We start from the raw sequence: 10,452 nt of genomic DNA, 5'->3' as shown, positions 1-10,452 counted from the left end.
AGCCGTTGCGCGTGCTGGTGATCCGCTCCTGCAGCTCGCCCATCTCCGTGCCCAGGGTGGGCTGGTAACCGACAGCCGAGGGCATCCGTCCCAGCAGGGCGCTGACCTCGCTGCCTGCCTGGACGAAACGGAAGATGTTGTCGATAAACAGCAGCACGTCCTGTTTCTCTTCCTCGCGGAAGTACTCGGCCATGGTCAGGGCGGTCAAGCCCACGCGCAGTCTGGCCCCAGGCGGCTCGTTCATCTGGCCGAACACCAGGCAGGTCTTGTCGATAACGCCCGACTCCTGCATCTCGAGCATCAGGTCGTTGCCCTCGCGGGTGCGTTCACCCACGCCGCCGAACACGGAGTAACCTTCGTGCTGCTTGGCGATATTGTTGATCAGTTCCATGATTATCACGGTTTTGCCCACGCCCGCGCCGCCGAACAGGCCGATCTTACCGCCCTTGACATACGGTTCCAGCAGGTCGATAACCTTGATTCCGGTCTCGAAAATCTCGGTTTTGGGAGTGAGTTCGACAAATCCCGGCGGCTTGCGATGGATCGGGTAGCGTTTCTTGACATCGATCTGCGCCTTCTCGTCGATAGTCTCTCCCAGGATGTTGAACAGCCTGCCCAGGCATTCCTTGCCCACCGGCACGGTGATCGGTTCGCCGGTATCGGTAACTTCCATCCCGCGCTTGACTCCGTCGGTGCTGGTCATCGCCACGGCCCGCACGATATTGCGGCCGAGCTGCTGCTGGACCTCGCAGATAATCGTGTCGCGGGCCAGCAGGCCTTCATCGTCCTTGAGCACCAGGGCGGTATAAATGTCCGGAACCTTGTCAGCGTCGAACTCGACGTCGATAACCGGGCCGATAACCTGTACCACCTTACCCTTGTTCATAGCAACGCCTCGCCTTGCGTTTCGAGTTTATGTGTCAATCAGATATTTTCAGTTCGTTAGTCCAGCGCCTCGCTGGCGCCGACAATTTCGGTCAGTTCGCTCGTGATCTGGGCCTGACGCTGGCGGTTGTAGCTGCGCGTCAGGTTGGTGATCATCTCGTCGGCGTTGTCCGTGGCCTGCTTCATCGCCCGGCGGCGCGCGACCTGTTCACTGGTGATATTTTCGGTAACCATCCGGTAAACCGTGCTCTGCACGTACATCGGCAGCAGGCTGTCAACAATTCCGGCGGCCGATGGTTCAAAAATAAAATCGGTCTCGCGTTCCTCTCGCTCCGGTCCCCGCGGCGGGCTGATCGGCAGGAGCTGTTCGGTGACAACTTCCTGCGTCCCGGCGGAAATATAATGGCTGTACAGCACCTCCACGCGGTCAAGCTCACGGGCGAGGAACTTGTCCATCAACATTTGGGCAATATCCCTGGTATCATCGCTCTGGCAGGTTTCGTTGACTTCGATATTGCCGTAGGCGGTCTCGATATCCTGATGGCGCAGGAAGGACAGCGCTTTTTTGCCGACAGCGTAGAGTTCCACTTCCAGGCCCTGCGTCTTGTATTCCCGGTACAGCTCCCGCGCCTGGCGGTTGATAGTTGAATTGAAAGCCCCGCACAAGCCGCGGTTGGAGGTGATCAGCATCACGGCCACCCTGGCCGGGTGCTCACGCTTCTCCATCAGCGGATGACCGCTGGCCTCGGGGGCCGAGGAGAGCTGCCGCAGGACCTCGACCAGGTTTTCCGAATAGGGCCTGGAAGAGGTGACCACCCGCAGCCACTTCTGCATCCTGCTGGTGGCGACCATTTCCATAGTGTGGGTAATCTTGCGGGTCTTGCTCACTCCGCCGATCCGCTTCTTGATGTCTCGCGCTTTGGCCATGTTTTATCCAGTCTCCAGACTGATACCTAATTGCCGATACTCTTGCGGAACTGTCCGCAGAACTCCTCGACAGCCTTGATCAGATTCGGCTCGATCTCCTCGGTCAGTTCCATCTTATCGCGGATACTGTTCATCAATTCGGCCTGGTGGTTACGCATGTATTCCAGAAACTCGGCCTCGAACCTGGCCACGGTTTCCACCGGGAACTCGTCGAGATAGCCCTTGGTCCCGGCGTAGATCAACACAACCTGCTCGTGGACCGGCATCGGCGCATACTGGGGCTGCTTGAGAATCTCCACCAGGCGCTCGCCGCGGGTAAGCTGCTGCTGGGTGGCCTTGTCCAGGTCGCTGCCGAACTGGGCGAATGCCTCGAGCTCGCGGAACTGGGCCAGGTCCAGGCGCAGGCCGCCGGTCACTTTCTTCATGGCCTTGTTCTGGGCGCTTCCGCCCACGCGGCTGACCGAGATGCCCACGTTGATCGCCGGGCGCACGCCCGAGTAGAACAGGTCGGGCTCCAGGTAAATCTGGCCGTCGGTGATCGAGATCACGTTGGTCGGGATATAGGCCGACACGTCGCCGTCCTGGGTCTCGATAATCGGCAGGGCGGTCATGCTGCCTCCGCCTTCGGCCTCGCTGAGCTTGGCCGCGCGCTCCAGCAGGCGGCTGTGCAGGTAGAACACGTCGCCCGGATACGCCTCGCGTCCCGGGGGACGGCGGAGCAGGAGGCTGAGCTGACGGTAGGCGGTGGCCTGCTTGCTGAGGTCGTCATACACGCACAGGGTGTCCTTGAACTTGTAGCCGGCCTCGCGGTGGTTGTACATGAACTCCTCGGCCATCGCGGCCCCGGAATACGGTGCGATATACTGCATCGGCGCGGGGTCGCCGGCGCTGGAGGTGACCACTATCGTGTACTCCATGGCGCCGTGCTGTTCGAGCACGTCAACCACCATGGCCACGCTGGACTGTTTCTGGCCGATAGCGACGTAGACACAGACCACGCCCTTACCTTTCTGGTTGATAATGGCGTCGATCGCAATCGCGGTTTTGCCCGTGCGCCGGTCGCCGACAATCAACTCGCGCTGGCCGCGGCCGATCGGGATCATCGAATCCACGGCTTTCAGACCCGTCTGCAGCGGCTGTTTCACCGGCTGGCGCTCGATCACGCCGGGAGCCTTGAACTCAACCTTGCGGGTCCTGTCGGTCTTGATCGGACCCTTGCCGTCGATCGGCTGTCCGAGCGCGTTGACCACCCGTCCCAGCAGGGCCTCGCCGGTGGGAACGCTCAGCACCCGTTCGGTGCGACGGACCTCGTCGCCCTCGCGGATGTGGACGTACTCGCCCAGGATCACCACGCCGATATTGTTTTCCTCGAGGTTGAGGGCCAGCCCGTAGATATCGTTGCCGAAATCCAGCATCTCGCTGGCCATGCAGTTGGCCAGGCCGTAAACGCGGGCGATCCCGTCTCCAACCTCGATAACGTTGCCAACCTCCTCGACATCGAGCTCGCTTTCGAAATTCTGTATCTCATTGAGGAGGATGGAGCTTATTTCTTCCGATTGAATCTTGCTCATATACCGCTCCGCTCCTTGGAGGGGCGTTGATAAAAGCATCCAACGCCTGTGGTAAAATTTATTTCTGTGCTGGCTGTCAAGGGCAAGCCAGGGCCGTTTCCGCTATAATTCGATGGAATGATGATTCTCTTAGTGTTGATAATCTAGTCTTTCATTTTGATCCCCTGGCCAGGAAACGGTCCTTGACAGCTAAATTGCCCGGAACCCTGAAGATCCCGACACGCTTAGATTTCAGCCTTAAGCATCTGGTTGGAAAGAAGCTGTATCCGCCTGCGCAGACTGCCGTCGTAAACCACATCGCCGATCCGGCAGACCAGGCCCGCCACCAGCGATTTATCTACCGATGCCCTGATTATCACCTGGCGCTTCAGGCGGGCTGCCAGACGGTCGGCAAGCGACTGTTTTTCCTCGTCAGACAGCGGCCGGGCGCTGGTTGCCGTAACCTCCAGGCGGTTGTAGTGCCTGTTCAGCAGCTCCTGGTAGTCAGCGCCGATTGCCTCAAGCTGGTCGAGACGCCGTTTAGTGCAGGTGACCAGCACGAACTTGACCACCTCGGGGCCGAGCTTGCCGGTCAGGGCTTTGCGCAGCACTTCGAGCTTGGCGTCCGTGCTGATCTGGGGCGCCAGCAGGAACCGGCCCACCAGCTCGTGGGTCCGCACCAGCTCGACAAAGACTGCCAACTCGGCGCCCACCTCGTCCAGTTTGTCCTCGCGGCGGGCCAGCATGAACAGCGCCCGTGCGTATTCTTTCGATACGGTCGTTGTCCTCATTTCACCTCATCATCGATATCGGCAATCGCCTTTTCGATGAACTGCCGGTGGTCGGCGTCCTCGAGCGTTTTCTCGATCAGCCGTTCGGCTGCCTTGAGGCTGATCCTGACCACGTGCTCCCTGATTTCGGCGGTGGCTTTATCCCGTTCGCGGGCAATCTCGGCCTTCGCCTTATCCGAGAAGTCCAGGGACTCGCGCCGCGCTTTTTCCACAATCTCGTCGGCGGCCTTTTTGGCCCTCGACTTGCCGCCGTCGATCATCCGGTTGACCTCCTCACGCGCCTCGGCCAGCTGCTGCTCGTATTTCTCCAGCAGTTCCCGGGCATCGGCTTTGGCCTTTTCGGCCGACTCGAACATCGCTTTCAGCGACTCCTCGCGCCGGTCGACGGCGGCAATCACCGGTCCCCAGACAAATTTCCTGAGCAGCAGCAGCAGGATGCCGAACGTGATGAGGGTCCAGATTATCAGGCCAGGATTTACCTGGAGGAGAGTATCCTGTGCCATAGCTTAATCACCGTCCTTTCGCCCTGCCAAGGCGGATTACTTGAAAGCCAGCAGGATGCAGATAACCAGGGCGAAGAACCCGATACCTTCGATCAGTGCCGCGGCGATGATCATACCGGTGCGGATATCGCCGGAAGCTTCCGGCTGACGGGCCATGCCTTCGAGAGCGCTGTCGGCCAGACGGCCGATGCCGTAAGCGGCGCCGATAACTGCCAGACCGGCTCCAAGGCCGGAGGCGAGATGCGCGATAGTTCCTTCCATCAGTTTCCTCCTTAGAAATGCTGTAAAGTACTGCCGACAGTAACTTAAGTTGCTTCTGTCTGTTCGGTCCTAATGCTCCGGATGGATTGCCATATTAATGAAAATTATCGAAAGCAGGGTGAAAATAAACGCCTGCAGAAACGCCACGAAAATTTCAAGCATGTAAATAAACAAGGCGAACGCTATCGAAGCCGGGGCCACGAACACGCTGTGGAAAATGAAGATCAGCCCGATAAAAGTCAGGATCACGATATGGCCGGCGGTCATGTTGGCGAACAGCCGGATGGTGAGGGCGAAACACTTGATAAAGATACCGATCACCTCGATTGGGAACAGCAGAGGCAGCAGGGGTGCGGGGACTCCGTGGGGAACCATGTTTTTCCAGAACTTCAGCGGCCCCTGCTCGGTCATGCCCATGATGAAAATAGTAAACAGGGTGATCCCGCTCAGCGCCGCGCAGACAGCCATGTTGGCGGTTGCGGTTGCCAGCCCTGGAAAGGCGACTCCCGCCAACTCAAAATTGGGAATCGGGATCAGGCCCATCAGGTTGCAGAACAGGACGAAAAAGAACTGGGTCAGGAAGAACGGCAGGTAACGGCGGCCGTTGGCTTCACCCATGATCGGGTAGACCATCTGGCTGCGGACATAGATGACGAACGGTTCAAGGAAATTGAGATAGCGTCCCGACCGGTTGCCGCCTGCCTGTTTGCGAACCAGCAGGCGGAAAGAGAGAAAAATCAGTGCGGCCACGAGCCACATATTGACTGTCACCTTGGTGATCGACAGGTCGAGCCATTCCAGCCCGAACGGCCGCCAGTCGATCTTGAGCACGTAGGTGTCGTAACCGTGCTCGATCAGGTGGCGCATGATCTCGCCGGCTTCCTCGCCGTGGGAGGCCGTCTCGGCGGCAGCGTGGGGGTCGGCCGCATAAAGTTGTTGAGCCATGGTGTTTACCGCGTCACTTGAATGTGATCACTTGTTAGTAAGCGATGGCATGGCGTACTTGTGTTCGAGAACCACCATGACCACGTAGCTGATCAGGCAACTGCCTACCAGCTCGCCTGCCGGCAGGCCAAGCACGCCGATTCCCAGCACCAGCAGGGCCAGCGCCGCTACCAGGCGCGCCGCCATGCCGCCGAGTACAAGCTTGAGAAAACGATTCGAGTCGGAACCCGGTACTTTCATCAGCAGGGCGAATCCAAGCCAGGACAGCCCGAGGCTGATCGCTCCCCCGTAACACACCGCCAGCCATTGGATCAGACTCAACGGGATCACTAAACCTGTCATAACCAGAAGCAGGTACAGGGAAGCTGTCAGTGCGGTGAATTTTTTGCCGGGAGTAATCTTACGCTCCGCGTTGCCGCAGTCTCTTAAAATCCCGGCGGAAGCCGGATCAACCGCCGGTTCGGTTATCCTCTCCGGATCCGGAGAGGCCGGCCAATGTCTTGAACATGCTGTAGAAACCGGCGACGAATCCGATTGCCGTCCCGAGGATCATCAGCCAGGGCTCGCTGCCCCAGCGATTGTCCAGGAAACGGCCAATCAGCAGAAAGATGATGATATAGAGCGCAAGCTCGATACCGATACCCGTGTAGGCGCCGATAGTACCCAGCGAGCCGCGCTGGCCGCCGTTTTTACCGTTCAGGTTCACCAGAGTCGAAAGGTAGTAAAAAGGCCCGGAAAAATCAAAGTATTTTCAAACAAGCAAGCACAACTCAAGCCCGGTCTATTGATACAGGGATTTCACATATAAGCCGGCCAGGAACCCGGCCAGCGTGGAAAGGCCGACAATCGCCCCTCCGTGCTCGTAGGCTTCCGGGAGCATGGTTTCGGCGATCATGGTCAACATGGCCCCGGCGGCCATACCCTGCAGCACGGCGATCAGCGCCAGCGACTGGCTCTGGAAAAACATGTTGCCCACAACAGCGCCCAGCGCGATCATCAGCGTGATCGAAAACCACATCAGCAGGATTTTTGTTTTTCGAATAATCATGGTCGCGCATCAGCAGCGAGCTGGACATCGCTTCCGGCAGGTTCGACAGGAACACGCCGGCTACCAGCGGCAGGGGCAAACCCTTGTCAAGCGTTACCGAAATGCCGATCACGATCGATTCCGGGATACCGTCGAGCAGAATCCCGAGCCAGATCCCGAGAGTGGCGGGGCCGTGATGCTGGATCGCTTTCTTCATTTCCAGCGAGGTCGGCTTGATATCCCTGCTCTTGAGGTAGTAGGCGGCCTTTTTTTTCCAGGCCCTGACTTCCTTCCTGCCGACAAATGATTTGCGCACCAAGTCGCGGCTGCGCTCATCCATCAGGGTTTTCAGCACCTTTTTCACTTCAGGGTAATCGGCGACCAGGATGTCGAAATCCTCGCGGACAATCCTGTACAGGCGGCATTTTTCGGTGGTCGCCGCTGTTGCTGTGCGGGGCCTGTCGGCCATCAGGCCGATCTCGCCGAACACGTCGCCCGGGCCCAGCACGGCCACGGTCTTGCCTTCGAGGATTATTTCCACCGTACCCGATTCGATCAGGTAAAATGCATCGGCCCGGGTCCCCGCCCTGAAAACGACAATATTCTCTTCCAGATCGAGTTCATCGACATGGGGGACAAGCTCGGCGATCTTTTCGGGATCGAGAGTCTGGAGGAGCGGTACCCCCAGCAGCTTTCTGAGGATCACTTCAGCGCGCTGCGCCCGCCACTTGGCTGTCTGCTGCAAAACAGTGGCGGTTTTGCGGAAAAACGCGCCCATCGAGTTCAGCCCGTGGTTCAGTAGCTCGTAGAGCAGCCCGCCGATCACGCAGCCGATCGCCAGCGGCCAGAATCCGGCCAGCTCGAACGAGTGGGCGACTATCTCGATAGTCAGGGCGAACAGCAGAGCGCCGCCGCCGAAAGCCATCAGCGCGGAGGTGATCCTGGCGCCGGGACGGGTGGTCAGGCCGATAGCCGAGCCTATTGGCAGGGAGACAGCCGAGATAAAACCGGTGAAGCAGGCTAGCAGGACGATATTGTCCATGGCGCGGCCTCGGCAACGTGATGGGCAATTGTCGCGCGGCTACCGGAAAACAGGGTGTGCCGGGCGAGCTGTTTCAGCAAGCGTACCACGGATCGGCGGGGATTTCAAGAGCGGAATTCAGGGTGGGGAAATGCTATTTTCGTACGCACACGCCCTTGGATTCCAGAAAGTCCTTGGCCTCGGTGACACTGTACTCGCGGAAGTGGAAAATACTGGCCGCCAGCACGGCGTCGGCCTTGCCCCGCACCAGCCCGTCGTAGAGGTGCTGGAGGTTGCCCACACCGCCGGAGGCGATCACCGGGATCTCCAGGTTCTCGCTCACCGCGGCGGTCAGTTCCAGGTCGAACCCCTCCTTGCTGCCGTCGCGGTCCATGCTGGTCAGCAGGATTTCTCCCGCGCCGAGCCGCTGGATTTTGATCGCCCACTCGACAGCGTCCAGCCCGGTGGGGTTGCGCCCGCCGTGGGTGTAGACCTCCCAGTTGCCGAACGCCCCGCGCGCGGGGTCGAAACCGGCCCGGCGCTTGGCGTCGATCGCCACCACGATACACTGGCTGCCGAACCGCTCGGCGCTGGTGGTCACAACCGATGGGTCAAGAATCGCGGCGGTATTGATACTCACCTTGTCCGCTCCGCTCTTAAGCATCAGCCGGACATCGTCCACGGTGCGCAGGCCCCCGCCGATAGTGAACGGGATGAAGACCACGTCGCTGACCCGGCGGGCCAGCTCCAGGACCGTGTCGCGACGTTCGTGGCTGGCGGTGATATCGAGGAACACCAGCTCGTCGGCTTTCTGCTCCTCGTAGTATTTTGCCTGCTCCACCGGGTCGCCCGCGTCGATCAGGTTGACAAACTGCACGCCCTTGACCACCCGGCCCTTGTCGATATCCAGGCAGGGGATTATCCGCTTGGAAAGCATCAGTGATTCTCCGCAGCTTCGCCGCCGCCTGTGGCGGCATCCAGCGCCTCGGCCAGGTCGACAGTGCCCTCATAGAGCGCCCGGCCCACAATCATGCCCTCAACACCCTTACCCTCCAGGGCTGCCACCGTCCGCACGTGCTCCAGCGTGGCCACGCCCCCGGATGCTATCACCGCCAGCCCGGTTCCGGCCACAGCTTCGAGAGCCGGGATATTCGGTCCGCCCAGCATCCCGTCGGTGGCGATATCGGTATAGATAATCCGCTCGGCGCCTTGATCTTTTACCGCGGCGGCGACATCGAGCGCATCGTGGCCGGTCAGTTCCTCCCAGCCGCGGATAGCGACCTTGCCGCCCGAGGCGTCGATACCGGCGACTAGCCGCCCGGCGCCGAAAGTTTTTACCGCGTTGTGGAGCAGCTCGGGGTCGGTGAAAATAGCGGTGCCCAGAATCGCGCGGGAAACGCCCAGATCGAGAACCTGGCCGATCCTGTCCAGGTCCCTGATCCCGCCGCCCAGTTCCACTTTCATCCCCAGGGGCGAGACCGCCTCGACAATCCGCCGCACGGCCCCGGTGTTCCTGGCCTGGCCCTCGAATGCCCCGTCCAGATCGACCACGTGCAGCCACTGCGCGCCGGTGCGGGCGAAATTGAGCGCGGGTTCCACCGGGTCGTCGAAATATTCGGTTTTCTCGTTCCTGCGTCCCTGTTTCAGCCGCACCGCCCGGCCGCCCATCAGGTCCACCGCGGGTATTACCTGCATCACCCCTCCGCTAAGCGCGCATGGTCGCAAAATTCTCCAGCAGTTTCAGCCCGGCTTCCTGGCTTTTCTCCGGGTGGAACTGCACGGCGTACGTTTTTTGATCGTCATTACCGACTACTGCCGCGAATTCCAGGTCGTAGTCCGTTACCCCCAGCACGTCGTCCTGCCTCGATGGCCGCGCGTAGTAGGAGTGGACGAAATAGAACCACGCCCCGTCGGCGATACCCTCCACCAGCGGGGAGCGATACCGCCAGCTCACCTGGTTCCAGCCCATGTGCGGAATCTTGCGCCCCGGCGGGAACTTTTGCACATCGCCCTCGAACAGTCCGAGACCCGTGTGTTCCCCCATTTCGTCACTGCGCTCGAACAGGAGCTGGAAACCCACGCAGATACCCAGGAACGGCCTGCCCGAGCCGATCCAATTTCGCAGCGGCTGCTCGAAGCCCATCCGATCGATATGCTCCATGCTTTTGCCGAACGCCCCGTCGCCGGGCAGCACCAGATGGCTCGCGCCGGCTATGTCTTCAGGGTCCTGGCTGATCCTGGCCTCGAATCCGAGGTGGTGGAACGCTTTCTCCACGCTGCGCAGGTTGCCCATCTTGAAGTCGATAATGTTGATCAACCGGAACAATCTCCACTGGTTATTTCCGGCATGAGCCACCCCGGGCTAAACCACGGGGCGGACAGTAAAACCGGCAGGACCGTAGTATCATCCGTGTGAGGGGCTCAAACATGCGCGGCCCCGGAAAAACCCGTTCTCCGGCGTGTTGAGCTAGTTGTCTGCTTTGGTGCAATCCCTGTCGCATGGAGTTCTAGCGCAGGTGTCGCCTGAGCGAGAGCTGGCCTA

General features: G+C 60.0%; 12 protein-coding genes and 1 pseudogene (1 of these 13 only partly in view). All 13 read right to left on the bottom strand.

The genetic code is table 11. The annotated features are described in order from the left end of the window. Positions 1-886, bottom strand: a pseudogene (gene atpD, locus FVQ81_01425) (F0F1 ATP synthase subunit beta); it reaches 503 nt to the left of the window's first position. A gap of 56 nt (positions 887-942) precedes the next feature. Then, positions 943-1,812: an ATP synthase F1 subunit gamma gene (atpG, locus tag FVQ81_01420; protein ID MBW7995232.1), complete on the bottom strand. Its 870-nt coding sequence runs from the start codon at positions 1,810-1,812 to the stop codon at positions 943-945. Positions 1,813-1,838: 26 nt separating this feature from the next. Beyond that, positions 1,839-3,383: a F0F1 ATP synthase subunit alpha gene (locus FVQ81_01415; GenBank protein ID MBW7995231.1), complete on the bottom strand. Its 1,545-nt coding sequence runs from the start codon at positions 3,381-3,383 to the stop codon at positions 1,839-1,841. A 224-nt stretch (positions 3,384-3,607) separates the two neighbouring features. After that, the gene (atpH, locus tag FVQ81_01410) at positions 3,608-4,153 is read right to left on the bottom strand and encodes an ATP synthase F1 subunit delta (protein ID MBW7995230.1); all 546 of its coding nucleotides are present in this window, start codon (positions 4,151-4,153) and stop codon (positions 3,608-3,610) included. Continuing rightward, complete coding sequence (atpF, locus tag FVQ81_01405; GenBank protein ID MBW7995229.1) at positions 4,150-4,656, bottom strand: F0F1 ATP synthase subunit B; 507 nt, start codon at positions 4,654-4,656, stop codon at positions 4,150-4,152. The genes atpH and atpF overlap by 4 nt, the downstream gene beginning before the upstream one ends. A 36-nt stretch (positions 4,657-4,692) precedes the next feature. Beyond that, positions 4,693-4,917, bottom strand: coding sequence for an ATP synthase F0 subunit C (gene atpE / locus FVQ81_01400; protein ID MBW7995228.1), 225 nt, complete (start codon positions 4,915-4,917; stop codon positions 4,693-4,695). Positions 4,918-4,986: 69 nt separating this feature from the next. Beyond that, positions 4,987-5,862, bottom strand: coding sequence for a F0F1 ATP synthase subunit A (gene atpB / locus FVQ81_01395; protein MBW7995227.1), 876 nt, complete (start codon positions 5,860-5,862; stop codon positions 4,987-4,989). Positions 5,863-5,889: 27 nt separating this feature from the next. Then, positions 5,890-6,183: a hypothetical protein gene (locus FVQ81_01390; GenBank protein MBW7995226.1), complete on the bottom strand. Its 294-nt coding sequence runs from the start codon at positions 6,181-6,183 to the stop codon at positions 5,890-5,892. Positions 6,184-6,310: 127 nt separating this feature from the next. Further along, positions 6,311-6,571: an AtpZ/AtpI family protein gene (locus FVQ81_01385; GenBank protein MBW7995225.1), complete on the bottom strand. Its 261-nt coding sequence runs from the start codon at positions 6,569-6,571 to the stop codon at positions 6,311-6,313. 61 nt (positions 6,572-6,632) lie between these two features. Continuing rightward, positions 6,633-7,931 (bottom strand): cyclic nucleotide-binding domain-containing protein, encoded by a 1,299-nt coding sequence (locus FVQ81_01380; GenBank protein MBW7995224.1) that lies wholly within the window; start codon positions 7,929-7,931, stop codon positions 6,633-6,635. Between the two features lie 133 nt (positions 7,932-8,064). Next, positions 8,065-8,847, bottom strand: coding sequence for an imidazole glycerol phosphate synthase subunit HisF (gene hisF, locus FVQ81_01375; GenBank protein ID MBW7995223.1), 783 nt, complete (start codon positions 8,845-8,847; stop codon positions 8,065-8,067). Next, positions 8,847-9,605, bottom strand: coding sequence for a 1-(5-phosphoribosyl)-5-[(5-phosphoribosylamino)methylideneamino]imidazole-4-carboxamide isomerase (gene hisA, locus FVQ81_01370; protein ID MBW7995222.1), 759 nt, complete (start codon positions 9,603-9,605; stop codon positions 8,847-8,849). Before hisA ends, hisF begins: the two co-directional genes overlap by 1 nt. 10 nt (positions 9,606-9,615) lie before the next feature. Beyond that, the gene (hisH, locus tag FVQ81_01365; GenBank protein ID MBW7995221.1) at positions 9,616-10,227 is read right to left on the bottom strand and encodes an imidazole glycerol phosphate synthase subunit HisH; all 612 of its coding nucleotides are present in this window, start codon (positions 10,225-10,227) and stop codon (positions 9,616-9,618) included. Positions 10,228-10,452 lie beyond the last annotated feature (225 nt).

The sequence above is a fragment of the Candidatus Glassbacteria bacterium genome, assembly GCA_019456185.1.
Classification (GTDB): Bacteria; Gemmatimonadota; Glassbacteria; order GWA2-58-10; family GWA2-58-10; genus JAJRTS01.
The sequence above is the reverse complement of the archived record's forward strand: the minus strand, read 5'-3'. Positions and strand labels throughout refer to the sequence as shown.

Bases quoted from the DNA above. Each gene is read 5' to 3' on its own strand.
- atpG (MBW7995232.1), bottom strand. From the start codon at position 1,812: ATGGCCAAAGCGCGAGACATCAAGAAGCGGATCGGCGGAGTGAGCAAG.
- FVQ81_01415 (MBW7995231.1), bottom strand. From the start codon at position 3,383: ATGAGCAAGATTCAATCGGAAGAAATAAGCTCCATCCTCCTCAATGAG.
- atpH (MBW7995230.1), bottom strand. From the start codon at position 4,153: ATGAGGACAACGACCGTATCGAAAGAATACGCACGGGCGCTGTTCATG.
- atpF (MBW7995229.1), bottom strand. From the start codon at position 4,656: ATGGCACAGGATACTCTCCTCCAGGTAAATCCTGGCCTGATAATCTGG.
- atpE (MBW7995228.1), bottom strand. From the start codon at position 4,917: ATGGAAGGAACTATCGCGCATCTCGCCTCCGGCCTTGGAGCCGGTCTG.
- atpB (MBW7995227.1), bottom strand. From the start codon at position 5,862: ATGGCTCAACAACTTTATGCGGCCGACCCCCACGCTGCCGCCGAGACG.
- FVQ81_01380 (MBW7995224.1), bottom strand. From the start codon at position 7,931: ATGGACAATATCGTCCTGCTAGCCTGCTTCACCGGTTTTATCTCGGCT.
- hisF (MBW7995223.1), bottom strand. From the start codon at position 8,847: ATGCTTTCCAAGCGGATAATCCCCTGCCTGGATATCGACAAGGGCCGG.
- hisA (MBW7995222.1), bottom strand. From the start codon at position 9,605: ATGCAGGTAATACCCGCGGTGGACCTGATGGGCGGCCGGGCGGTGCGG.